Genomic DNA, 24674 nt, shown 5'->3' with positions numbered 1-24674 from the left:
CCAGCGTTATTCTACTGGGGGGTAGTATATTTTACTGGGGGGGAGTAGAATCCGGCCTACACTTAATAACCAAGAATGATTCTCATGAACGAATTTACGACACTTCTTCAGCAAGGCAACGCATGGTTTTTCATCCCCAGCGCCATTCTGCTTGGCGCGCTTCATGGACTGGAGCCCGGGCACTCCAAAACAATGATGGCAGCATTCATCATTGCTATAAAAGGCACCGTACGTCAGGCCGTGATGCTGGGTGTCGCGGCAACATTGTCGCACACTGCAGTCGTATGGCTGATTGCTTTTGGAGGGATGTATATCAGTAATAAATTTACCGCAGAATCAGCCGAACCCTGGCTACAGATGGTCTCTTCAGTGATCATCCTTGGTACGGCTTTTTGGATGTTCTGGCGAACCTGGAGCGGTGAGAAAAACTGGCTGGAGGGAATGCAGGAGAATGAACATCATCACCATGACGAAACAAGGTTGATCGATACTGGCCATGGAAAAGTTGAACTGTCCATTTTTGAAGAAGGACAACTTCCCCACTGGCGGCTACGCACTCTTAGTGGCCAAAGATGGGCTTCTGAAGATATCTCATTAACCACACTTCGGGAAAACAGTACGATCTCTCAGACTTTTGAATTTGTTGATCATGGTGATTATCTGGAGTCAACATCTCCCATCCCTGAGCCTCACAGTTTCAACGTACGTCTGTCTCTGGGACATCGTGGTCATGTCCATGACTATGATGTGGCGTTCGCTGAACACGACCATGACCATGACCACTCTGAGCTTGATGGGCTGGATGTGAATTCGAAAGAGTATCAGGACGCTCACGAACTGGCTCATGCCAATGACATAAAACGCCGCTTCGACGGGAAAGAAGTAACCAACGGGCAAATCCTGATATTTGGACTGACAGGAGGGCTTATCCCTTGCCCGGCAGCTATAACTGTATTGTTGATCTGCCTTCAGCTTAAAGCGCTTACGCTGGGTGCCACACTGGTTGTTTGTTTCAGTATCGGCCTGGCATTGACCCTCGTAACGGTTGGAGTGGGTGCGGCGATCAGCGTTCGTCAGGTCGCCAAACGCTGGAGTGGCTTCAATACCATCGCCAGAAGAGCCCCCTATATTTCAAGCGCCCTGATTGCTGCTGTTGGGATTTACATGGGTATACATGGCTGGAATGGGCTGGTGCATTAACACCGGTACTGATGACACACACTCTGGGTACTTACAAAGTACATCCTAAGCGCCACCGTTGAGGTTATGAGCAGAAAAACCCGGAATATAAAGCTGCTCTTTCCGGGACTTGTTGCTGAGGCAGGGATTAAGTAACTGATTAAATCCATTCCCATAAGACTCAATGATAAATGAAAGAATAAAAAAAACGCTCCCGGACGGGAGCGTAAGCCAGTGACTTCGGCGTCAAATGAGGGTCTAACAAGTGGAGCTGCGGGTTAATTCTGGGTGATCTGGCTGCGATGCTTTTCAGCCTGCTGCTGATGAATAACGGAAGACTGACCATTATTCGCCTTCTCGTGCACAACAGCGGCTTTTTCATGCTCGTTCATTTCTGAAAATGACGTTGCTGATTCGTTGGTGGCCCCTGGTTTGCCTTTCATCATTTTTTTATGCATCTCCGCCATGTCCTGGTGGGCAGAAGCGTTGCCGTTTTGCATCATTTCATGGGACATTGCAGCCTGATCGTGTCCGCTCATATCCATCATTGTCATACTGTCTCCCTGAACAGCGCTTTTTTCAGAGGTTGACTGCATCTGATGGGCGGGTGCCTGGGCATTATTTACCTGGTCATGCATGTTCATTGTCTCTGCAGCCATGGCGGATGAAGCGACAGCCATAATGGCAACAAATGATACAAGGATCTTTTTCATGGTTGGGTCTCCGGTGTTTTCATACCCAAACAATCAACGGCTTATAACAGAGAAAGCATTTGATCTCAGGGCGGGTTATTCATCACTCCAGGAACCAGGCGATTGCGTTATCACTCTGCTCCTGATTTATGTATGATTATAAAAAACCGCCTCTGTTTATCGCGTGACTGAATGATGACAATTTTGTCACCTTCCAGGTTTCTCCTGAAGAACGGGATTAATCCATTAACAGGCGCACACTGAACACAATTTCCCGCCCCTGCTGTTCTGCTGACAGCTCGCCGCCATGAGCATGAATGATCGACCTTGTAATTGATAATCCCAGCCCCGCGCCTTCCGTGTTGTGGACCCTTGATGAATCAGCTCGATAGAACCGATCAAACAAACGTTCCAGATTAGCGGGAACCTGGCCGGACATCGTATTCGTAATCATCACGTTCACACAGTCACTGTCACGCTCAAGGTGTATCGCTGTACAGGTGTTATCGGGAGAATACTTGATTGCATTGGAAAGCAGGTTACTGAAAGCACGTCGCAGCATATCGCTGTCTCCGGCAACAACGCCCTCTCCTTCAACGGTGATTGTCTTTCCTGTTTCGTCTGCCAGAGGCTCGAACAGCTCACGTAATTCATTCAGTTCGGCGGCCAGATCCACATCATGTTTATCCAGCTGCAGCAGACCATGCTCTGAACGTGCCAGAAAAAGCATATCACTGGTCATTCGTGACAACCTTTTCAGTTCTTCCAGGTAAGCGAATAAGATTTCGCGGTAATGCGAAACATCCCTTTCCTTAGCCAGTGCAAACTGCGTCTGCATCATCAGATTACTGACCGGTGTGCGCAGCTCATGCGCGATGTCAGACGAGAAATCTGACAGTTTCCGGAATGACCCCTCCAGGCGATCGAACATGTTATTGAACTCCTGCATGGTCTCAGAAATTTCCGGCGGAGCCAAATCGGGATTAAGACGCTGATCCAGGCTGTGTACGGTCATGGAGGAAGCCAGACTGGTCATTTCCCGTAGCGGTTTCAGACCAATACGTGTGGTCAGCCAGCCCAGAAAAACAGAAATAAAGACCAGACCGATATTGAACCAGAACAGCCAGGTACTGAGCTTATCCATAAACAGGGTGTGATACCCAGTATCCGTGGCAACCGTAATGATGACATGTTTGCTTTTACCCTGTTCCGGCGTCACGGCAACCCGCCGCGAGATACTGCGGTACACGGTGTTATTTTCTTCCGTCTGGATCATATAGTCGAGAATATCACCCGACTTATTAAGCAGGACCGCTGGAACAACAGAATTTTTGGCATAGAGTTCAACAATTTTTTCATTTTCCATGTTTTTTATAGAAATGAATAAACCATTGTGCCCTACCATCGCATCGTTTATTTTTTCTGATAATGACTTAATATCCGTTTTGTTCCGGAACGTCTCTGTTTTAAGAAACTCTTCGGTGAGCTGAAGTTTACCTGTCAGAAAATCGCGGTCCTGATTATCGAAATAGCCATTAAGGGTGCTAATCAGGATAAAACTTGATAACCACCATACCGTAAGCATCACCGCGGCTTTGTTGAATAAATCGAACTTTTGCTGAGTTGAAGGATCAGATCACGCATCTTCCCGACAACGCAGACCGTTCCGTGGCAAAGCAAAAGTTCAAAATCACCAACTGGCCCACCTACAATAAAGCCCTCATCAACCGTGGCTCCATAACTTTCTGGCTGGATGATGAAGCTATTCAGGCCTGGTATGAGTCGGCAGCGCCTTCTTCACGAGGCAGACCTCAGCGCTATTCTGACCTTGCCATCACGACTGTGCTGGTCATTAAACGCGTATTCAGGCTGACCCTGCGCGCTGCGCAGGGCTTTATTGATTCCATTTTTTCTCTGATGAACGTTCCGCTACGCTGCCCGGATTACAGCTGTGTCAGCAGGCGGGCAAAGTCGGTTAATGTCAGTTTCAAAACGCCCACCCGGGGTGAAATCGCACACCTGGTAATTGATTCCACCGGGCTGAAGGTCTTCGGTGAAGGCGAGTGGAAAGTCAAAAAGCATGGCCAGGAACGCCGCCGTATCTGGCGTAAGCTGCATCTCGCCGTTGACAGTAAAACACATGAAATCATCTGCGCTGACCTGTCGCTGAACAACGTTACGGACTCAGAGGCCTTCCCCGGGTTAATCCGGCAAACCCACCGGAAAATCAGGTCAGCCGCCGCCGATGGCGCTTACGATACCCGGCTATGTCACGATGAACTGCGGCATAAGAAAATCAGCGCGCTTATCCCTCCCCGAAAAGGTGCGGGTTACTGGCCCGGTGAATATGCAGACCGTAACCGTGCAGTGGCTAATCAGCGAATGACCGGGAGTAATGCGCGGTGGAAATGGACAACAGATTACAACCGTCGCTCGATAGCGGAAACGGCGATGTACCGGGTAAAACAGCTGTTCGGGGGTTCACTGACGCTGCGTGACTACGATGGTCAGGTTGCGGAGGCTATGGCCCTGGTACGAGCGCTGAACAAAATGACGAAAGCAGGTATGCCTGAAAGCGTGCGTATTGCCTGAAAACACAACCCGCTACGGGGGAGACTTACCCGAAATCTGATTTATTCAACAAAGCCTCGTTAAGGTTAACCTAAGATTTCAGAATGATAATCTCTGCTTTGCAGCGAATAAGGCAATCATAATATTAGATTGAATTGTTGTAATTATCATCAATGTTTTTACTGGTTTACTATTTTCCGGAGGTGTTAATGCCTGTACTTTTCAGGGTGAAAGTTATTCCGCTGGTTTTACTTCTGGCAATGATCTTTGCGTTTTTACTTAACTGGCCAATATTGCTGCATTTTTACGAGATTTTGTCGCATTTAGAGCATGTCAAAATTGGTTTTGTCATTTCTATTCCCTTTGTTCTGGTTGCGGCGCTTAACGTTGTTTTTATGCCTTTCTCAGTTCGTTTTCTGCTGAAACCTTTCTTTGCTTTACTGTTTATCACTGGCTCACTGGTCAGTTATTCGACACTAAAATATAAAGTAATGTTTGATCAAACGATGATTCAAAACATTATTGAAACTAACCCCCAGGAAGCGCATTCCTATCTTAATGGCTCAATTATTATATGGTTCGTCTTTACCGGTATCCTTCCTGCCATCCTCCTTTTTTCAATAAAAATTCAATATCCTGAAAAATGGTATAAAGGCATTGCTTACCGTTTGCTCTCCGTGCTGGCATCGTTGAGTTTGATTGCAGGTGTTGCCGCACTTTATTATCAGGATTATGCCTCTGTCGGCCGCAATAACTCGACATTGAATAAAGAGATCATCCCGGCGAACTACGCTTACAGCACTTTCCAGTATGTTAAGGATACGTACTTTACGACTAAAGTGCCTTTCCAGACGCTGGGGAATGATGCTAAACGCGTCGTCGCTCACGAAAAACCCACGCTGATGTTCCTGGTGATTGGCGAAACGGCACGCAGCCAGAATTTCTCGATGAACGGTTATTCGCGTGATACCAATGCCTTTACCAGCAAATCCGGCGGCGTTATTTCGTTTAAAAATATGCATTCCTGCGGTACCGCTACCGCAATATCCGTTCCGTGCATGTTCTCGAATATGAATCGCACCGAGTACGACAGTAAAAAAGCATCTAACAGTGAAAATTTCCTCGACATCGTGCAGAAAACCGGTGTCTCGCTGTTATGGAAAGAGAACGATGGCGGTTGTAAAGGCGTATGTAGCCGCATCCCGACTGTCGAAATTAAGCCTAGTGATAACCCGAAACTGTGCGATGGCAAAACGTGCCATGACGAGGTGATGCTGGAAAACCTTGATGATGAAATCGCCAAAATGCCAGGTGATAAGCTTGTCGCCTTCCATATCATTGGCAGCCATGGACCGACTTATTACCTGCGTTATCCGGCTGAGCATCGCCACTTCATGCCCGAATGTGCACGTAGCGATATCGAAAACTGTACTCAGGAACAATTGGTCAACACCTACGACAACACCCTTCGTTATACAGACTATGTATTAGCTGAGATGATTGAAAAGCTAAAAAATTACAGCGATCAGTACAACACCGTGCTGCTTTATGTGTCCGATCATGGTGAATCATTGGGCGAAAGCGGGCTATATCTGCACGGCACGCCGTACAAACTGGCACCGGATCAGCAGACGCATATTCCGATGCAGGTCTGGATGTCACCGGGCTTTATCGCCGGGAAACACATCAACATGTCTTGCCTTGAAAATAATGCGGCGAAAAAATCATATTCCCACGACAACCTGTTCTCATCGATTTTGGGGCTGTGGGACGTAAGCACCAGCGTCTATAATCCTGACCGCGATTTGTTCCGCGAATGCCGTGGCTAATCGATTGTTAGTATAACAAAAAGCCTTACGGCAACCTGGTTGCCGTAAGCTGCAAGAATGCAATAAGGCTTATAATATGAAACAACTTACTTTCAACGACCTACGCAAGCAAAGCGCACAAGCCGCAAATTCCCCCCGCTTACGTGCCCATCATAATTTCCACCCTGAATTGAGCGACCCGGTGCAGCGTCTGGCTATTGCTATGGAACCGGGAACTTATGTTCGCCCTCATCGCCACCCGCATACTTTTGAACTGCTGACATCCCTTACCGGTCGCTTTTTGGTATTGAACTTTGATGACCTGGGTAACCTGACCCAGCGCGTCGTGTTAGGTGAGGACTGTAAAGTGCTGGAGATGGATGCAGGCACCTGGCATACCGTATTGTCACTGGATGAAGGCGGCGTTATTTTTGAGGTAAAACACGGTAGGTACCAGCCTGTTGCTGATCAAGATGCCGCCCCATGGGCCCCCGCCGAAAACGAGCCGGGAACTGCAGAGCTGATGAAATGGTACACACAGGCGCAAGTAGGTGATGGCGGATATCCGCGGTAATTAATGCGTTGCACGGAGTGCCATTCTCTCCTTCGCGCCAACTTCAAAGGCTAAGACGCTTCCTCCCAAATCACCTACTCGTAAACCTGTGGCAAGAGTAGAGGCACTGTTGCAAATAGTCGGTGGTGATAAACTTATCATCCCCTTTTGCTGATGGAGCTGCACATGAACCCATTCAAAGGCCGGCATTTTCAGCGTGACATCATTCTGTGGGCCGTACGCTGGTACTGCAAATACGGCATCAGTTACCGTGAGCTGCAGGAGATGCTGGCTGAACGCGGAGTGAATGTCGATCACTCCACGATTTACCGCTGGGTTCAGCGTTATGCGCCTGAAATGGAAAAACGGCTGCGCTGGTACTGGCGTAACCCTTCCGATCTTTGCCCGTGGCACATGGATGAAACCTACGTGAAGGTCAATGGCCGCTGGGCGTATCTGTACCGGGCCGTCGACAGCCGGGGCCGCACTGTCGATTTTTATCTCTCCTCCCGTCGTAACAGCAAAGCTGCATACCGGTTTCTGGGTAAAATCCTCAACAACGTGAAGAAGTGGCAGATCCCGCGATTCATCAACACGGATAAAGCGCCCGCCTATGGTCGCGCGCTTGCTCTGCTCAAACGCGAAGGCCGGTGCCCGTCTGACGTTGAACACCGACAGATTAAGTACCGGAACAACGTGATTGAATGCGATCATGGCAAACTGAAACGGATAATCGGCGCCACGCTGGGATTTAAATCCATGAAGACGGCTTACGCCACCATCAAAGGTATTGAGGTGATGCGTGCACTACGCAAAGGCCAGGCCTCAGCATTTTATTATGGTGATCCCCTGGGCGAAATGCGCCTGGTAAGCAGAGTTTTTGAAATGTAAGGCCTTTGAATAAGACAAAAGGCTGCCTCATCGCTAACTTTGCAACAGTGCCGTTCCCGGTAATGGTCAACGTCGGCATCAGCCGTGGCGCAGCGGCGGCAATCTGTGCCTCTCCGGCAGCCATTATTCTTTCTCCAACGTCAGGCGACGTGGTACTGGCCGCAAAAGCAGCGGAAATGTCGCTGATCGATTTCGCCTTTAAAACCACCCTGCCTATCTCCATTGTCGCAATTATCGGTATGGCAATTGCGCACTTCTTCTGGCAGCGCTATCTCGATAAAAAAGAGAACATCAGCCATGAGATGATGGATGTGAGTGAAATCACCACCACTGCTCCGGCATTCTATTCCATTCTGCCATTTACCCCGATTATCGGCGTGCTGGTGTTTGACGGTAAATGGGGTCCGCAGCTGCATATCATCACCATTCTGGTCATCTGCATGCTGCTGGCTGCCGTGCTGGAGTTTGTGCGTGGCTTCGACACGAAGAAGGTATTTTCTGGCCTGGAAGTCGCTTACCGCGGCATGGCGGACGCCTTCGCGGGCGTCGTGATGCTGTTAGTTGCGGCGGGCGTCTTCGCCCAGGGGCTGAGCACCATCGGCTTTATCCAGAGCCTGATTTCCATCGCCACGTCGTTCGGTTCTGCTAGTATTATTCTGATGCTGGTGCTGGTGGTGCTGACCATGCTGGCAGCAATGACCACCGGTTCCGGTAACGCACCGTTCTACGCGTTCGTTGAGATGATCCCGAAACTGGCCCACTCCTCCGGAATTAACCCGGCTTACCTCTCCATTCCGATGCTGCAGGCATCAAACCTGGGTCGTACCATTTCTCCGGTATCGGGCGTGGTCGTTGCCGTCGCCGGGATGGCAAAAATATCGCCGTTTGAAGTTGTAAAACGCACCTCGGTCCCCGTACTCGTTGGCCTGATCATTGTGATCATCGCAACGGAAGTCCTGGTACCAGGAACAGCCGTAAGTTAAATCCGTTGTAACCAAAAAGCGCCTGCGGGCGCTTTTTGTGCTTTAATAATTTCCAGAAATCAATCGTATTCAATCGTTCAGGAAATTAAATGCTCAGGAAGGATATCGTTATTCCGTCTGGCGCGATGGCGCTCGCACTCTGTGTATTCTCCGCACAGGCAGACGATCTCAAGGCAACGCAATACGGCGATTTCGATCGCTATGTGCTGGCGCTTTCCTGGCAAACCGGGTTCTGTCAGAGCATGGTTGATCGTAACCGCAACGCCCCTGACGAGTGTCGTCTGCAGAAAGAGAGCGATAACAAAACCGATTTTCTGACCGTTCACGGGCTATGGCCGGGTTTACCTAAATCTATTGCCGCACTTGGCGTGGATGAACGCCGCTGGATGCGTTTTGGCTGTGCCACGCGGCCAGCTCCGAATATGCCGGAAGTCAAAGCCGGACGCAAATGTTCAGCCGCCGAAACCGGACTGTCGCTTTCGGGTGCCGCAAAACTGAACAGCGTCATGCCCGGCGCAGGTGGTAACTCCTGCCTGGAACGTTACGAATATGCCAAGCATGGGGTCTGCTTTGGTTTTGATCCCGACGCTTATTTCGGCACGATGGTACGCATGAATCAGGACGTTAAAAGCAGCGCCGTGGGGAAATTCCTTGCGGATAACTACGGCAAAACCGTGAGCCGTAGCGACTTTGATGACGCGGTGGCCAAAAGCTGGGGCAAGGAGAATGTGAAAGCCATTAAGCTTAGCTGCGACGGTAACCCTGCGTATCTGACTGAAATGCAGATCTCGCTAAAAGCCGACACCATTAACGCACCGCTCTCTGCGGCCTCTTTTGCCCCACAGCCACATCCGGGTAACTGCGGCAAACAGTTTGTTATTGATAAAGCCGGTTACTGATCACCCGCCGGGCATTGCGGCTGGTGAGTGAGTACGCCAGACTCGCCCCCTGAGCAAATCAGTAAAAACTGCCGCCCGGCCATCTTACCCCCTGCGTGCATCCGGGCGAACCAGATCAAACCGATGGGTGTCGCTGATGGAGTAGTAGGCCGTCGGCCCACCCGCACGCAAAATGGGCTGCGCTTTCGCTGTCTGGTAAATCCCCTCTTCCAGCAACGTTTCGGCAATATGAATGCCAACCACTTCCCCCAATACCAGCCAGGTGTCGACCGGCGTACCATCGGCCCCCGTCAGCTGGATGCACTGCGACAGGCGGCACTCAAAGTTCACCGGGCTTTCCGCCACGCGTGGTGCATTCACCAGTTGGCTGGCAACCGGCGTCAGCCCGGCAAAGGTGAATTCATCTTCACCGTGAGGCAGCGTGGCAGAGGTTTCATTCATCGCTTCGGCCAAATCGCGCGTTGCCAGATTCCAGACAAATTCGCCTGTTTCAGTAATATTACGCACGCTGTCTTTCCAGCCATTGCTGGAAAAACCGATGATCGGTGGGCGGTAGTTGAAACAGTTAAAGAAGCTATACGGGGCAAGGTTCAGCTGACCGTCTTGATCACAGGAAGAGATCCAGCCAATCGGACGCGGGCCAATAATGGCGTTCAGCGGGTCATGCGGCAGGCCGTGCCCCTGAGAAGGTTGGTAGAAGTACATGTTGCTCTCTCATTGGTAGGGCAGACACGAATTACGCTTCGCTCATGGCCCTGATTCAGGACGATCAGCGTAACGCAATCCGTCAGGGATCAGGAACGAATAAATTTCAGCAAATCGTCATTAATCTGATGCTTATGGGTGGTGCAGATACCGTGAGAGCCACCCGCATAGACTTTCAGCTGGGCATCAGGCAGGATCTCCGCAGCCACACGGCCACAGGTATCAATCGGGACAATTTGATCGTCATCACCGTGGATCACAAGCGTAGGGATAGTCATCTTTTTCAGATCTGCGCGCAGGTCAGTTTCCGAAAAAGCGTTGATGCAGTCATACAATGCCTTGATCGATCCCTGTAGCCCCTGCCCGACAAAGCTCTCCCGCACGGCTCTGGACTCTTTCGTCCCCGGGCGGTTATAGCCATAAAACGCGGCGGTCAGCTCATAGAAAAAGGCCGCACGATCGTTAATCACCCCCTCCCGAATACCATCAAACACCTCTTTCGGTACCCCGTTCGGGTTGAAATCGGTTTTGATCATAATCGGCGTCACTGCACCAATCAGCACCGCTTTGGCCACGCGCTGCGTGCCGTGGCGACCAATATAGCGCGCCACTTCACCACCGCCCGTCGAATGGCCGACATGTACGGCATCTTTCAGATTCAGATGCGCCGTTAGTTCAGCCAGGTCGTCAGCGTACTGATCCATATTATGCCCGTCCCACGGCTGTGCAGAACGGCCATGCCCACGCCGGTCATGCGCAATCACACGAAATCCTTTTGACCCCAGAAACAACATTTGATCTTCAAAGGCATCAGCCGTCAGCGGCCAGCCGTGACTGAACACGATGGGTTGCCCGCTTCCCCAGTCCTTAAAATGCAAATAACTGCCGTCTTTCAAGGTAAGTTTGTCGTAATCGCTCATGAGATCTCCTGATTAAGGGACACTGAATGCGGATAGTCGCCTACAAAGGGCGCTTAAAAAGGATAATGCAAATTTGCGAGGGATCACGTTTTTCGCCAAAAATTCATATGACCCATGAATGTGACCTTCATCACTTCAAACTTACGTGCTCAGCCAGTATCATCGGGAGAGTTAAACCCTCGCTGCCAGACGGCGAGGGTTTTCTTTTGGATTGGTTTCTGCGTTACACGCAGCATTAACGACATGGAGTAATAAATGTCCAGACCCACAATTATCATTAATGAACTCGACGCAGAACGTATCGACAGGCTCCTGGAAAAAGCAGAATTCGCTTCTCTCCCGGTGGCCAACGCGCTGAATGAAGAACTCGACCGGGCGCAAATGTGTACGCCTGAGTCCATGCCGCATGACGTGGTGACCATGAACAGCCAGGTGAAATTCCGTAACCTGGCCACCGGCGAAGAGCTGACCCGAACGCTGGTCTACCCGGCTCAGATGACCGACAGCAGCACGCAGCTTTCCGTTCTGGCACCGGTGGGTGCAGCATTGCTTGGGCTGCACACCGGCGATACCATTCACTGGGAATTACCCGGCGGGGCCTCAACCCATCTGGAAGTGCTGGAACTGCTCTACCAGCCAGAAGCCGCAGGCGATTACCTCCGTTAATCCCGGCTGAACACGCGCCAACCCGCATTGTACAGAGGATGCTTCTGCATCCTCTTTCCGGTAATTCACCCAATTTTCCTATACCGCACAAAATCCGCTTAATCCACGCTTAACCTGTTTTGGTGCCGTGGGGACGGTCATGAGTGATGCAATGGTTATCACACTGTTTTTCATCATTTTTATGGCGATTATCGTCATGGCTGTGCTTTATCTTGAGCATCACTGGTAATTCATTTTCTCTTCCTGCCTCGCAAAAACAAAAAATGTCATCGTATGAAAAAGTGCCAGACAGATATCAGAAACCAATATCATTTTGTGCTTGAATGGTTTTAGCGTTTATAAACAAGGAGAAACGGGTATGTATCAGAGAATCATTATGCCGGTTGATGTTTTCGAAATGGAGCTGAGCGACAAGGCCGTACGCCACGCCGAGTTCCTTGCACAGCAGGACGGTGTTATTCATCTTTTGCACGTGTTACCGGGTTCCGCCAGCCTGAACCTGCACCGTTTTGCCGCCGATGTGCGTCGCTTTGAAGAACATCTGCAACACGAAGCTGAAACACGTCTGCAAACAATGGCAGGACACTTCACCATCGATCCCTCTCGCATTAAAACGCACGTCAGGTTCGGCAGCGTGCGTGATGCCGTTAATGAACTGGCTAATGAGCTGAAGGCCGATGTGGTTGTTATCGGTTCACGTAACCCTTCCATTACCACTCACCTGCTTGGCTCCAACGCCTCCAGCGTGATCCGTCATACGCACATTCCGGTGATGGTGGTCAGATAAAAAAAGAGGCCACTTTCGGTGGCCTCTTGCTATTGCAGGTATAGCCTTACTTTCTTTTATTATGCTGTTTTGGTGCGGATCAGATAGTCAAAGGCGCTCAGCGACGCTTTCGCCCCCTCACCTGTCGCGATAATAATCTGTTTGTACGGTACGGTTGTGCAGTCACCCGCCGCAAATATGCCCTTCACACTGGTTTCACATTTCGCGTCAATGATGATTTCGCCCATCCGGTTGCGTTCGACAGCACCTTCCAGCCAGGTGGTATTTGGCAGCAGACCAATCTGAACGAAAATACCCGACAGCGCCACGCTATGCACATCACCGCTCACCCGATCGCGATACGCCAGGCCGGTCACTTTGCTGCCGTCGCCTTTCACTTCCGTCGTCTGCGCATTCAGTACGATGTCGACGTTTTTCAGGCTGCGGACTTTATCCTGCAGCACCTGGTCCGCTTTCATCTCTGGCGCAAACTCCAGCAGGGTGACGTGTTCAACAATCCCCGCCAGGTCGATAGCCGCTTCTACACCGGAGTTACCGCCGCCGATCACCGCCACGCGCTTACCTTTAAACAGCGGACCGTCGCAGTGCGGGCAGTAGGTTACGCCTTTCGTGCGATACTGATCTTCGCCCGGCACGTTCATGTTGCGCCATTTCGCGCCGGTGGCAATGATGATGCTGCGGGCTTTCAGCACTGCACCGGACGCGGTTTCAATCTGGTGCAAACCGCCTTCAACCGCTGCCGGAACCAGTTTACTGGCGCTCTGGCTGTCTATCACATCCACTTCATAGTCGCTGACGTGCGCTTTCAGTGCGCCGGCCAGTTTCTGACCTTCCGTTTTCGGCACGGAGATATAGTTTTCGATGTCCACGGTATCCAGCACCTGACCACCAAAACGTTCCCCCATCAGACCAGTACGAATACCTTTACGTGCGGAGTACACCGCCGCCGCCGCCCCTGCCGGACCGGAACCGACAATCAGCACGTCGTAAGCATCACGCTTATTCAGCTCGTCTGCCGCACGTTTTTCTGCACCGGTATCTACTTTGGCCACGATCTCGGTCAGCGTCATACGGCCCTGGCCGAACGCGTTACCGTTCATATACACCGCCGGAACACCCATCACGTTGCGGTCGGTAATTTCATTCTGGAACGTACCACCATCAATCGCCGTGTGTTTAATGCGAGGGTTCAGGACTGACATCAGGTTCAGCGCCTGCACCACATCCGGGCAGTTGTGGCAGGAGAGCGAGTAATAGGTTTCAAACTCAAAATCACCGTCGATATCGCGGATCTGCTCCAGCAGCGCCTGCGCCTCTTTTGACGGATGACCACCGGTCCACAGCAGCGCCAGCACCAGCGAGGTAAACTCGTGGCCCAGCGGAGAACCGGCAAAACGCGGCCCCTGGTCAGAACCCGGATTGGTGATCAGGAACGACGGCTTACGCACCGCCAGACTGTTGTCTTCTTTGAAGGTGACTTTGTCAGACAGTTCAGCGATTTCAGCCAACAGTTCCTTGATCTCTGCCGATTTCGCGCTGTCGTCCAGCGTGGCAATCAGCTCAACAGGTTTGGTCAGTTTCTCAAGGTAGGCCCTGAGCTGGGTTTTCATGTTGGTGTCGAGCATTGTTATCTCCTGGGCTTAAAACATCATCATGCAAGCGGCCTCACGCGGCTGCCTGAATGCGCTTGCATCATGGACGCTAGTAAGAAATTCGGGTGCTAATGCACCCGTTTTTAAAGGGGATTATTTCCTGAGTATTTCGTGTCACAGCAAGGCGGCGAGTGGGCGAGTCCCCGGGAGCTTACATCAGTAAGTGACCGGGGTGAGCACGCGACGCCAACGCGGCTGTGGCGCGAAAGACGACGGAAATTTAGATTTTACCGACCAGGTCCAGGGATGGTGCTAAGGTCGCTTCGCCTTCTTTCCATTTCGCCGGGCATACTTCGCCAGGGTGAGAAGCCACATACTGAGCCGCTTTCACTTTACGCAGCAGATCAGACGCATCACGGCCGATACCTTCAGCGGTCACTTCGATAGCCTGGATAATGCCCTGCGGGTCAACAACGAAGCTGGCACGATCGGCCAGACCTTCATCTTCACGCATATTGTCGAAGTTACGGGTCAGAGCACCCGTCGGGTCACCGATCATCGCGTATTTGATTTTAGCGATGGTTTCAGAGCTGCCGTGCCATGCTTTGTGGGTGAAGTGGGTATCGGTAGACACAGAGTAAACGTCCACACCCAGCTTCTGCAGTTCTTCGTAGTGATCTGCTACGTCGCCCAGTTCGGTCGGGCAAACGAAGGTGAAGTCAGCCGGATAGAAGAAGAACACGCTCCAGCGGCCTTCGGTATCTTTCTCGGTGACTTCCACGAATTCACCGTTTTTGAACGCCTGGTTTTTGAAAGGTTTAATTTTGGTGTTAATCAAAGACATCTGTACTTCCTCCGTGTTTTCGTTGAGATGTAAGGTAACGAACTTTCCCTGAGTGGGCTAATGCGTTTGCTTTATCAAATCAATCAGCCATACCTAACAACCCGGGTGGGAAGATAGGGTGAAAGGAGTTTCAGGAAAGCCAAACGTAAAAAGGCCGCCTCAATGGGCGGCCCTGATACCTGAACTCCCCGTAGGTACATTCAGTGCCAGCCGAAGCTGGCATTGCGTTGCGCTCTACTTACCCGGTACTCAGGCCGTAATAGCGCGTTGATTACAACACCCGTACACACTCAGGGCAATCCATCTCCCCCGCGTTCCTGCCTATGATTGTGATAGGTAAGGCCGAATACCCGGTTGCGTGACATTATATTATTCATCAAATGAATAATGAGAGACATTTCCAGTACAATTCTAATTAAATTAAAAAGTAAATAAGCAACCGAAAAACAACCTCAATATCATTATTTAAAACCAGACACTCTTTTAAAGATAATTTTATCTTAACTTCTTTTTCAGAACTATTTTATTTATCTGCCGGCATGATACATTAAGTATGTTTTAAACTATTATTAAGCAGGCTAATCACAAGGATTGTAAATGATTCGCTTCAATCTATAGTTAATACAAATGTGGCAACAACACGACAACGAATCAATATCAGGAAGAAACATGGCTAACCTATATGATCTTAAAAAGTTTGACCTCAATCTTTTAGTCATTTTTGAGTGTATTTATCAACATCTTAGCATTAGTAAGGCTGCTGAAACGCTCTACATTACCCCTTCAGCTGTGAGCCAGTCTCTGCAACGTTTGCGCAATCTACTCAATGACCCACTTTTTATTCGTTCAGGTAAGGGGATCACGCCAACAACCGTCGGCGTAAACCTGCATCATCATCTCGAACAGAACCTTAACCAGCTTGAGCAGACAATCAGCATCATGCACCACAGCGGGATGAAGAAGACTTTTGTGATTTATTGCCCACAATTTTTGACACCAGAAGTCCTTCTTCCTCCCATAAAGCTGCTTATGGAAAAACATAACAATGAGATTGAACTGCGGGATGTTTTGGTTTCGCAGGACTCAGCGGAAGACCTCCTGGCCTATCGTAAGGCGGATTTGGTCTTTTCGTTTTACCCTCTGAACAACCGCTCAATCTCCTGCAACGTGTTCCATAAGCTGCAAATGAACCTCGTCTGCCGCCAGGATCACCCGCGAATCGGTACGGCCGCAACGCGGGAGGAGTTGTTAAACGAGAAATTCACGGCCTACATCAGCGATGAACAGGGTGCCAAAACATACCGGGACGACATTGAACGTTTATTACCCGAAAGAGATATCGGCTATCGGAGTGATTCTTATCTTTCTATATTATCCGTACTCAGTGTCTCAAACCTGATTGGTATTGTTCCCGCTACGGCGTTCAAACAATATGGTGAAGCCTTAGGCCTGAAGATGATTGAGTCAGACATTTCCATTCCGTCAATTGATATTTATATTATGTACAATCGCTCGGCACTTAACAGCACGGTATTTTCTAATTTCATTGAAGACATAAATATGTTGTGACCTCTTACCCGGTCACTTAGCTGTGGTGGCCGGGTACCCAATATATCACTCCAACTTATCGTTCCAGACTCTTTCACACATCCTCTAACCCATTGAAAAAATAAATGATATTATCCACCTCTGTTAATAGACAGCGTTGGCCCAGCGTACATAACTCAGGAAGAGGATGAAAATGTCATTATATAAACTCTCGCTTAACCAGAATGTCCTCAATGCGACGCAGGAACGAATGACCTGGACTCTCGAAAATTTTGCCAGAGTGTGTATTTCATTTTCTGGAGGAAAGGACTCGACTGTTATGCTTTACCTTGCCTGTGAATGCGCTCGCCGGATGCGGCGAAAAATTGACGTCCTGTTCATTGACTGGGAAGCACAATTTACCTCTACCATCCAGCATATTGAAAATATGCGAACCCACTTTCACGATGTAATAGATAATTTCTGGTGGGTGGCTCTTCCCCTGACAACACAAAACTCCCTGTCTCAGTTTCAGCCGGAATGGCAGTGCTGGGAAGCGGGTACAAACTGGGTCCGGCAGCCACCGTCCGATGCCATTACCGATCCTGGCTATTTCGATTTCTACCAGCAGGGGATGACGTTTGAAGCCTTTGTCCGTGCATTTTCCGAATGGTTCTCTCAAAACCGCCCTGCCGCCGTTATGATCGGTATCCGTGCTGATGAATCCTACAACCGCTTCCTGGCCATCGCTAACGCGCGCAAGCTGCGCTTTGCCGATGATAAACCCTGGACCACGGTGGCACCCGGCGGGCACGCCTGGTATGTCTACCCGATCTATGACTGGAAAACCGCGGATATCTGGACATGGTTTGCAAAAACCGGTTCGAGCTATAACACATTGTACGACCTGATGTATCAGGCAGGGGTCCCCCTGCGCTACATGCGCATTTGTGAACCTTTTGGCCCCGAGCAACGCCAGGGGCTATGGCTCTATCATGTTGTCGAACCCGAGCGGTGGGCGGCCATGTGCGAACGCGTCAGCGGTGTCAGGAGCGGAGGTATCTATGCCGGTCACGACAATCATTTCTATGGCCACCGCAAAATTCTCAAACCGGCCCACCTTAGCTGGCAGGAATACGCCCTTTTGCTGCTCGACAGCATGCCACAACACACATCAGAACATTACCGCAACAAAATTGCCGTGTATTTGCACTGGTACCGCAAAAAAGGCATGCCCGATATTCCCGAAACGCAGGAAGGGGATATTGGCTCAAAGGATATTCCCTCGTGGCGGCGCATCTGCAAGGTACTTCTGAATAATGACTACTGGTGCCGGGCATTGTCTTTTAGCCCCAATAAACCAAAGCACTATCAGCGATACAGCGACCGGATAAAATCAAAACGTATGGAATGGGGGATCTTATGCAACAACGATTAATCAACGAAATGAATAGCTATCTACAGTCTCTTCCGGAAGAGCAGCGCATTGACGCGCTCAATACCTTTCGCAAGGCGCTACATGAAAATAGCCCTTTTCGCGATCAGCCCGTTGACTGTGTTTTGTGGATTAAACAGGAAGATATCACCGCCAATGATTACAATCCCAACAACGTTGCGCCCCCGGAAAAACGGCTGCTCAGCCAGTCGCTGGAGCTGGACGGTTTCACGCAGCCTATCGTGGTGACAGAAGATCAACCGCAGCATTATGAAATTGTCGATGGTTTTCATCGTCATGAAATTGGCAAAAAGAAAACAACGCTTAAAAAGCAGCTTAAAGGGTATCTTCCGGTAACCTGTCTGCGTAAAGAACGACAGGAGAGGATTGACCGGATGGCTGCGACCATTCGCCACAACCGTGCGCGCGGTCGCCACCAGATAAACGCCATGTCTGACATTGTGCGTGAGCTGGCGCTGTTGGGCTGGAGCGATGAGAAAATCGGGAAAGAGCTTGGTATGGACTGCGACGAAGTCCTGCGCCTGAAGCAGATCAACGGCCTGCTGGAACTGTTTGCAGACCGTCGCTACTCAGAAGCCTGGACGGTGAAATAATCAGAGCGTATTCAGACGCTCTGCCGCCGCGAGAAGCGTCGACTCCTGTTTCGCAAAACAGAGACGGATCAGTTTATGCGGGAAGGGGTCGGCGCTGAAAACCGACAGCGGAATAGCCGCCACGCCCACCTCTTTAGTCAGCCACTGACAGAAGCTCACATCATCCAGATCCGAAATGGCGCTGTAGTCCGCCAGCAGGAAATACGTCCCTTCACAGGGCAAAATCTCCAGGCGACTTTGGTTGAGCGCATTCACAAACCGATCCCGGCGCGTGCGGTAAAACCCGGACAAGTCACGATAATGCGCTGGCTCAGCGCGCAGCATATCGGCCAGCGCCAGCTGAGCAGGCGTGTTCACAGCAAACGTCAGGTACTGGTGCACTTTACGCAGTTCTGCGCTAATTGCGGCCGGAGCCACGCAGTACCCCACTTTCCAGCCAGTCATGTGGTAGGTTTTACCAAAGGACGAAACGGCAATGGCGCGCTCCCGCAGCTGCGGATGTGCCAGCACACTGGCATGCCCTTCAGAGGCAAAGCAGATGTGCTCATACACTTCATCGCTCAGCACAAAGATTTCACGTTCAGCAATGGCCTGCCATAACGCGGTGAAATCCGCTTTTTGCCATACCGTCGCGGACGGGTTGTGCGGCGTATTAAGGATCACCAGACGGGTTTTCTCACTCAGTAATGCGGCAAAAGCCTGCCAGTCCGGGCGGAAATGCGGCGGCTGCAGCGCCACGCGTTTCACCACGCCGCCGGACAGCGCAACGGCGGGCGCATAGCTGTCGTAACATGGTTCAAAGCAGATCACTTCGTCACCCTGACGCACCAGGGCCGTAATGGCTGCATACAGTGCTTCGGTCGCCCCTGCGGTCACCGTGATGTCGCTGTTCGCGTCTGGCTTATAGCCATACAGCTCCGCGGTTTTATCAGCAATGGCGTCGCGCAGCACCTGTGCCCCCGTCATTGGTGCATACTGGTTTGCGCCCTGTGCAACGTGGTATGCCAGGCGCTCCTGCAAGTATTTCGGGCCGTCAAAATCCGGGAACCCCTGTGAGAGGTTAATGGCGTTATGCTGCTGTGCCAGCGCACTCATTTGCGTAAAGATGGTCGTCCCCAGCTTGGGAAGCTTACTCTGCGGAATCAATGCGTTATTGCTCATTGTGTCGTGCCTGCCTGTAATACTTATGTTGCTGCCACTATAACACGATGTTAGTCTTTGGCAATCAAGACGCTTAGACGTCTATATGCTATAAATATTCCTGACCGAAAGGGGTAAAAGGAACATGACAGACAACCTGCAACTCACACACCTGGTTGACGCCTGCCGCTGGATTGGCGCAAAAGGCTGGGCTCCGGCAACCGGCGGCAACATGTCAGTACGCCAGGACGAACACCTGTGCTGGCTCAGCGAATCCGGCAAAGACAAAGGCAGCCTCACAACCGGAGATTTTCTGCAGGTGGAGATCGCCACCAACCGCGCGCCGTCTGGCCGTAAGCCGTCGGCAGAAACCGGGCTACATACGCTGATCTACCGTCTGTTCCCGGAGGCCAACGCCGTTCTGCACGTCCACACCGTTAACGCCACGGTACTCTCCAGGCTGGTCAAAGAAACAGAGCTAAAAATTAGCGGTTTTGAAATGCAAAAATCCCTCACCGGGCAAACCACCCATCTGGATACGGTTGCCATCCCGGTGTTTGATAACGACCAGGATATTGACGCCCTCGCCTCTCGAATCGCTCATTACGCACAGGAACGCCCACTTAATTATGGTTTTCTTCTGCGTGGTCATGGCTTAACCTGCTGGGGACGTGACGTGGCAGAAGCCCGCCGTCATCTGGAAGGATTAGAATTCTTATTTGAATGTGAAATGCGTTTACGACAACTGGAGAGAGTATGATTCGCGCGATTGTGACGGATATTGAAGGGACGACCAGCGATATCCGTTTTGTCCATGATGTTTTGTTCCCTTATGCGCGTGAGCGACTGGCGGCCTTCGTGACCGCCCAGCAATACGCCGAACCGGTCAAATCGATTCTGGACAACCTGCGTGATGAAATCAGCAATCCGCATGCCAGCGCCAGCGAGCTTACCGACGCGCTGTTTGCCTTTATGGATGAAGACCGTAAATCGACCGCACTGAAGGCCCTGCAGGGGATCATCTGGCATGACGGCTACGTCAACGGCGACTTTACCGGCCATCTCTATCCGGATGTGCTCCCTGCGCTGGAAAAATGGAAGGCACAAGGCATTGATCTCTATGTTTATTCCTCTGGCTCCGTCGCGGCGCAGAAACTGTTATTTGGCTACAGTGACGAAGGTGATATTACTCATCTGTTCAGCGGTTACTTTGATACCCACATTGGTGCCAAGCGCGACGTCCAGTCTTACCAGACTATTGCAACGCAAACAGGGATCCCCCCGTCGCAGATCCTGTTCCTGTCTGATATTCATCAGGAGCTGGACGCCGCTGAGCAGGCAGGTTTTCGCACCCTGCAGCTGATTCGCGGTGATGATGACGGCGCAAGTCATCATCATCAGGTACACCAGTTTGACGAGATTAATCCGGAGCAGATCCCTTCATGAGCGCATTAACCATTTATTCCGATAAAGACGCCAGCAAGCACCAGTGGCACAGCACCAATGCCGCAGAGATCGCCCAACAGCTCAACGCCAAAGGTGTGCGTTTTGAACGCTGGGCCGCGGATCGTGATTTAGGCCGCGATCCTGCGCCCGAAACGGTGATCAATGCCTATCAGCATGCGATCGACAAACTGGTGGCGGAAAAAGGTTACCAGAGCTGGGACGTGATCAGCCTGCGAGCCGATAACCCGCAGAAAGAAGCATTGCGCGCGAAGTTCCTGAGCGAGCACACCCACGGCGAAGACGAAGTGCGCTTCTTCGTTGAAGGCGCAGGCTTGTTCTGCCTGCACATCGGCGATGAGGTGTATCAGGTGCTGTGCGAGAAAAACGACCTGATCTCGGTGCCTGCAGGCACGCCGCACTGGTTTGATATGGGTTCAGAGCCGAACTTTACCGCCATTCGTATTTTCGATAACCCCGAGGGCTGGATTGCGCAGTTTACCGGGGATGATATTGCGGATGGGTATCCGAAACTCGCATGACGCTTTAGCGCCCTCTCCCAGTGGGAGAGGGCGTCCAGAAGCACTACCGTTTCAGCCCCTTCACATACGCCACCAGCTGATCCAGCACAATCCCCCACCCTTCGTGGAAGCCCATTTGTTCATGCTGTTCACGAATTTCTGCCGATGGATGGCGCGCAATCGCCGTATAGCGGGTTTTGCCTTCACCCGCATCTTCGAGCAGCAGGATTGCCGTCATAAACGGTTTCTCCGCCGGTTTCCAGTCTTCGGTGTAACCGTCGGTAAAGACCAGTTTCCTGCCTGGGTCAATTTCGAGGAAAACGCCCTTGTTGTCCATCCGCTGACCATCCACCTCAAACACGGTGTTGAACCGCCCACCCACACGCAGGTCGAGGTCACATTCGGTCACCTTATGGGGAACAGGAATAAAGAAGTTTTTGATGTGCTCTGGCGTCGTCCAGCAGAGCCACAGCAGGTCGCGTGGTGCATCCACCACGCGTTCCAGTTTTAAGTCAGTACTGGGATCAAGAGTCACGTTTGGCTCCTCTTTTTTAGGGAAACCCTTAAAGGATAGCCGGACTCAGGCAAATTTCCCTTTCGCAACCTCTTCTGGCGTAACGACGCCCGTATCCAGCACCCAGGCGCTGATGAGCGACGCAGGCGTAACGTCAAATGCCGGGTTATACACCGGCGCGTTTTCCGGTGCCCACTGCACCGAACCGAAGCTCCCGGCCACGCCCGTCACTTCACTGGCCGCACGCTGTTCAATGGGGATCGCCTCACCGTTCGGGCAATCCGGGTCAAGCGTGGTATGCGGAGCAGCCACGTAGAACGGGATACCGTGGAATTTCGCCAGCACCGCCAGCGAATAGGTACCGATTTTGTTCGCCACATCGCCGTTGGCGGCAATGCGGTCAGCGCCCACCCACACGGCGTCCACCAGCCCTTTTGCCATCAGGCTGGCGGCCATCGAATCGGTAATCAGCTGATACGGCACGCCCAGTTCACCCAGTTCCCAGGCGGTCAGTCTGCCACCCTGCAGCAATGGACGGGTTTCATCTACCCAGACGTTGTTGACGTTGCCTTGCTGATGCGCGCGGGCAATCACTCCCAGCGCCGTCCCCACACCTGCCGTTGCCAGCCCGCCAGTATTACAGTGGGTCAGCAACTGACTGCCGGGCTTCACCAGTGTGCTACCGGCTTTCGCGATGGCATCGCAAAGCTGCCTGTCTTCGTCGATCAGGTGCAGTGCTTCAGCCACCAGGGCAGGAACGAAATCTTCTCGCCACAGTGCTTGCTTCATGCGGTCAAGGTTGTTCATCAGATTCACCGCCGTCGGACGCGCAGCGCGCAGCGTCTCCAGCGCCGCCGCCAGCGCGTCGCGGTTGTTGCCCTTTTCCGCCAACAGGGCCAGAAGCACGCTTGCAGAAAGACCAATCAGTGGCGCACCACGCACACGCAGGGCATGAATATGGCCGACCAGCGCCGCTGTCGTGGAGGCATCCAGCCAGCGTTTCTCCTGCGGAAGTGCCTGTTGATCAAGAATAAATAGCTGATTATCCACCACCCGCAGGCTGGTCGTCTGTAATGTCTGCATGTCGTTAATTCCCTGTTGCGTTGTTGTAGCACATTGTGTCAGGATGAAGTCCAGATGTATAGACGTCTAAATGTCTTTATCAGCAAAACCAATGAGGAACCGGCAATGTCGCAATATCACACCTTTACCGCCCAGGACGCCGTGGAGTATGCCAGGCAGTTTGGCGGCCTCGATAACCCATCATCGCTGGTAGAGGCGCAGGAAGTGGGCGACGGTAACCTCAATCTGGTGTTCAAAATTTTCGATAATGACGGTGTAAGCCGCATCATCGTCAAGCAGGCACTGCCCTATGTGCGCTGCGTGGGTGAATCCTGGCCGCTGACGCTGGATCGCGCCCGTCTGGAAGCGCAAACCCTGGTCGAGCACTATCAGCACTGCCCGCAGCACACCGTTAAAATTCACCACTATGACCCGGCACTGGCGGTAATGGTGATGGAAGATCTTTCCAGCCATCGCATCTGGCGCGGGGAGTTGATCAACAACAACGACTACCCGCAGGCTGCACGCCAGCTGGGTGAATATCTCGCCCAGACGCTGTTCCACACCAGCGACTTTTATCTGCATCCGCACGAGAAAAAAGCACAGGTCGCGAAATTCATTAACCCGGAGATGTGCGAGATCACCGAAGATCTGTTCTTCAACGATCCGTACCAGCTCCACGAGCGCAACAATTACCCGGCCGGGCTGGAAAATGACGTCGCCACCCTGCGCGATGACGCCCAGCTGAAAATTGCCGTGGCGTCCCTGAAGCACCGCTTCTTCTCCCAGGCTGAAGCGTTGCTGCACGGGGACATTCACAGCGGCTCAATTTTCGTGGCGGATGGCAGTCTGAAAGCTATCGACGCCGAGTTCGGTTACTTCGGCCCGATCGGTTTTGACGTGGGCACCGCCATCGGTAACCTGCTGCTGAACTTCTGCGGCCTGCCGGGGCATCTGGGCATTCGCGATGCCGCGGCCGCCCGTGAACAGCGTCTGACCGATATTCAGGTACTGTGGAATACTTTCGCGGAACGCTTCCTGGCGCTGGCAAACGAGAAAACCCGTGATGCCGCGCTTAGCGCACCGGGATATGCCTCTGAATATCTGAAAAAGGTGTGGAAGGACGCGATTGGTTTCTGCGGTACCGAACTGATCCGCCGCAGCGTGGGGCTTTCCCACGTGGCGGATATCGACACCATTCAGGACGATGCCATGCGCCACGAATGCCTGCGCCACGCCATTACGCTTGGCAAAGCACTGATTGTGATTGCCGGACGCATCGACAGTGTGGAAGAACTGGTGGCGCGGGTGCGTCAGTACAGCTGATT

At 51.7% G+C, this 24674-nt stretch carries 26 protein-coding genes; 17 read left to right on the top strand and 9 right to left on the bottom strand.

All coding sequences use genetic code 11. The annotated features are described in order from the left end of the window. The first annotated feature begins 84 nt into the window (after positions 1-84). On the top strand, positions 85-1200 hold the full coding sequence (locus tag HV318_RS19795) for a nickel/cobalt efflux protein RcnA (RefSeq protein WP_001572377.1): 1116 nt from the start codon (positions 85-87) through the stop codon (positions 1198-1200). A 257-nt stretch (positions 1201-1457) separates the two neighbouring features. On the opposite strand, the gene HV318_RS19790 is transcribed toward HV318_RS19795, so the two are convergent. Both HV318_RS19790 and pcoS read right to left on the bottom strand, forming a co-directional pair. Beyond that, positions 1458-1892: a PcoE/SilE family metal-binding protein gene (locus HV318_RS19790; protein ID WP_000723070.1), complete on the bottom strand. Its 435-nt coding sequence runs from the start codon at positions 1890-1892 to the stop codon at positions 1458-1460. A 217-nt stretch (positions 1893-2109) separates the two neighbouring features. Further along, the gene (gene pcoS / locus HV318_RS19785) at positions 2110-3456 is read right to left on the bottom strand and encodes a copper resistance membrane spanning protein PcoS (RefSeq protein WP_001572376.1); all 1347 of its coding nucleotides are present in this window, start codon (positions 3454-3456) and stop codon (positions 2110-2112) included. 38 nt (positions 3457-3494) lie between these two features. Here pcoS and HV318_RS19780 point away from each other — a divergent pair, with 38 nt between their 5' ends. From HV318_RS19780 to rna, 6 genes are all read left to right on the top strand, one after another. Continuing rightward, positions 3495-4463, top strand: a complete 969-nt coding sequence (locus HV318_RS19780) for an IS5-like element IS903B family transposase (RefSeq protein WP_072196614.1) — start codon at positions 3495-3497, stop codon at positions 4461-4463. Between the two features lie 188 nt (positions 4464-4651). Beyond that, positions 4652-6271: a phosphoethanolamine--lipid A transferase MCR-9.1 gene (locus HV318_RS19775; protein WP_001572373.1), complete on the top strand. Its 1620-nt coding sequence runs from the start codon at positions 4652-4654 to the stop codon at positions 6269-6271. A gap of 76 nt (positions 6272-6347) precedes the next feature. Next, positions 6348-6824, top strand: a complete 477-nt coding sequence (locus HV318_RS19770) for a WbuC family cupin fold metalloprotein (protein WP_001572372.1) — start codon at positions 6348-6350, stop codon at positions 6822-6824. Between the two features lie 165 nt (positions 6825-6989). Beyond that, positions 6990-7694 carry an IS6-like element IS26 family transposase gene (locus HV318_RS19765; protein WP_001067855.1) on the top strand — a complete coding sequence of 235 codons (705 nt, stop codon included), beginning with the start codon at positions 6990-6992 and terminating at the stop codon, positions 7692-7694. Between the two features lie 5 nt (positions 7695-7699). Continuing rightward, entirely contained in the window at positions 7700-8677 is a 978-nt protein-coding gene (gene dcuC, locus HV318_RS19760) for an anaerobic C4-dicarboxylate transporter DcuC (protein WP_275943686.1), read from the top strand. An 89-nt stretch (positions 8678-8766) separates the two neighbouring features. Then, the gene (gene rna, locus HV318_RS19755; protein ID WP_182274092.1) at positions 8767-9576 is read left to right on the top strand and encodes a ribonuclease I; all 810 of its coding nucleotides are present in this window, start codon (positions 8767-8769) and stop codon (positions 9574-9576) included. A gap of 84 nt (positions 9577-9660) precedes the next feature. Here rna and HV318_RS19750 read toward each other — a convergent pair whose 3' ends face one another. Continuing rightward, positions 9661-10281: a flavin reductase family protein gene (locus tag HV318_RS19750; RefSeq protein WP_182274091.1), complete on the bottom strand. Its 621-nt coding sequence runs from the start codon at positions 10279-10281 to the stop codon at positions 9661-9663. 89 nt (positions 10282-10370) lie between these two features. Continuing rightward, positions 10371-11201 carry an alpha/beta fold hydrolase gene (locus HV318_RS19745; protein ID WP_182274090.1) on the bottom strand — a complete coding sequence of 277 codons (831 nt, stop codon included), beginning with the start codon at positions 11199-11201 and terminating at the stop codon, positions 10371-10373. 255 nt (positions 11202-11456) lie between these two features. On the opposite strand from HV318_RS19745, the gene rnk reads away from it, so the two are divergent. From rnk to uspG, 3 genes are all read left to right on the top strand, one after another. Continuing rightward, on the top strand, positions 11457-11867 hold the full coding sequence (gene rnk / locus HV318_RS19740) for a nucleoside diphosphate kinase regulator (RefSeq protein ID WP_182274089.1): 411 nt from the start codon (positions 11457-11459) through the stop codon (positions 11865-11867). A gap of 139 nt (positions 11868-12006) precedes the next feature. Beyond that, positions 12007-12096, top strand: a complete 90-nt coding sequence (gene yldA / locus HV318_RS24345; RefSeq protein ID WP_275943685.1) for a small membrane protein YldA — start codon at positions 12007-12009, stop codon at positions 12094-12096. A gap of 129 nt (positions 12097-12225) precedes the next feature. Next, positions 12226-12654, top strand: a complete 429-nt coding sequence (gene uspG / locus HV318_RS19735) for a universal stress protein UspG (protein WP_182274088.1) — start codon at positions 12226-12228, stop codon at positions 12652-12654. Between the two features lie 59 nt (positions 12655-12713). On the opposite strand, the gene ahpF is transcribed toward uspG, so the two are convergent. Both ahpF and ahpC read right to left on the bottom strand, forming a co-directional pair. Continuing rightward, positions 12714-14279, bottom strand: coding sequence for an alkyl hydroperoxide reductase subunit F (ahpF, locus tag HV318_RS19730; RefSeq protein WP_182274087.1), 1566 nt, complete (start codon positions 14277-14279; stop codon positions 12714-12716). A 247-nt stretch (positions 14280-14526) separates the two neighbouring features. Continuing rightward, positions 14527-15090: an alkyl hydroperoxide reductase subunit C gene (gene ahpC, locus HV318_RS19725; protein ID WP_182274086.1), complete on the bottom strand. Its 564-nt coding sequence runs from the start codon at positions 15088-15090 to the stop codon at positions 14527-14529. 669 nt (positions 15091-15759) lie between these two features. Between ahpC and citR the strand changes: the two genes are divergently transcribed. From citR to HV318_RS19710, 3 genes are all read left to right on the top strand, one after another. Further along, positions 15760-16659 (top strand): DNA-binding transcriptional repressor CitR, encoded by a 900-nt coding sequence (citR, locus tag HV318_RS19720; RefSeq protein WP_182274085.1) that lies wholly within the window; start codon positions 15760-15762, stop codon positions 16657-16659. Between the two features lie 172 nt (positions 16660-16831). Beyond that, positions 16832-18055, top strand: coding sequence for a phosphoadenosine phosphosulfate reductase (locus HV318_RS19715; protein WP_182274638.1), 1224 nt, complete (start codon positions 16832-16834; stop codon positions 18053-18055). Continuing rightward, complete coding sequence (locus HV318_RS19710) at positions 18040-18666, top strand: IbrB-like domain-containing protein (RefSeq protein ID WP_182274084.1); 627 nt, start codon at positions 18040-18042, stop codon at positions 18664-18666. The genes HV318_RS19715 and HV318_RS19710 overlap by 16 nt, the downstream gene beginning before the upstream one ends. On the opposite strand, the gene HV318_RS19705 is transcribed toward HV318_RS19710, so the two are convergent. Beyond that, complete coding sequence (locus HV318_RS19705) at positions 18667-19827, bottom strand: pyridoxal phosphate-dependent aminotransferase (RefSeq protein ID WP_182274083.1); 1161 nt, start codon at positions 19825-19827, stop codon at positions 18667-18669. It lies immediately after the preceding gene. Between the two features lie 124 nt (positions 19828-19951). Between HV318_RS19705 and HV318_RS19700 the strand changes: the two genes are divergently transcribed. The 3 genes from HV318_RS19700 to HV318_RS19690 are packed head-to-tail and all read left to right on the top strand — an operon-like array spanning position 19952 to position 21791. Then, on the top strand, positions 19952-20566 hold the full coding sequence (locus tag HV318_RS19700) for a methylthioribulose 1-phosphate dehydratase (protein WP_182274082.1): 615 nt from the start codon (positions 19952-19954) through the stop codon (positions 20564-20566). Then, complete coding sequence (gene mtnC / locus HV318_RS19695; protein WP_182274081.1) at positions 20563-21252, top strand: acireductone synthase; 690 nt, start codon at positions 20563-20565, stop codon at positions 21250-21252. The genes HV318_RS19700 and mtnC overlap by 4 nt, the downstream gene beginning before the upstream one ends. Continuing rightward, positions 21249-21791, top strand: a complete 543-nt coding sequence (locus tag HV318_RS19690) for a 1,2-dihydroxy-3-keto-5-methylthiopentene dioxygenase (protein ID WP_182274080.1) — start codon at positions 21249-21251, stop codon at positions 21789-21791. Before mtnC ends, HV318_RS19690 begins: the two co-directional genes overlap by 4 nt. Before the next feature lie 43 nt (positions 21792-21834). Here the strand turns inward: HV318_RS19690 and HV318_RS19685 are convergent, their stop codons facing one another. Both HV318_RS19685 and mtnA read right to left on the bottom strand, forming a co-directional pair. After that, a complete protein-coding gene (locus HV318_RS19685; protein WP_182274079.1) occupies positions 21835-22305 on the bottom strand; it encodes an SRPBCC family protein in 471 nt (156 codons plus the stop codon). A gap of 45 nt (positions 22306-22350) precedes the next feature. Beyond that, a complete protein-coding gene (gene mtnA, locus HV318_RS19680; protein ID WP_182274078.1) occupies positions 22351-23367 on the bottom strand; it encodes an S-methyl-5-thioribose-1-phosphate isomerase in 1017 nt (338 codons plus the stop codon). A 105-nt stretch (positions 23368-23472) separates the two neighbouring features. Between mtnA and mtnK the strand changes: the two genes are divergently transcribed. After that, complete coding sequence (gene mtnK, locus HV318_RS19675) at positions 23473-24672, top strand: S-methyl-5-thioribose kinase (protein WP_182274077.1); 1200 nt, start codon at positions 23473-23475, stop codon at positions 24670-24672. Positions 24673-24674 lie beyond the last annotated feature (2 nt).

The organism is Enterobacter sp. RHBSTW-00901, assembly GCF_014103115.1.
Classification (GTDB): Bacteria; Pseudomonadota; Gammaproteobacteria; order Enterobacterales; family Enterobacteriaceae; genus Enterobacter; species Enterobacter cloacae_P.
This window is presented reverse-complemented; position numbering and strand designations above follow the sequence as displayed.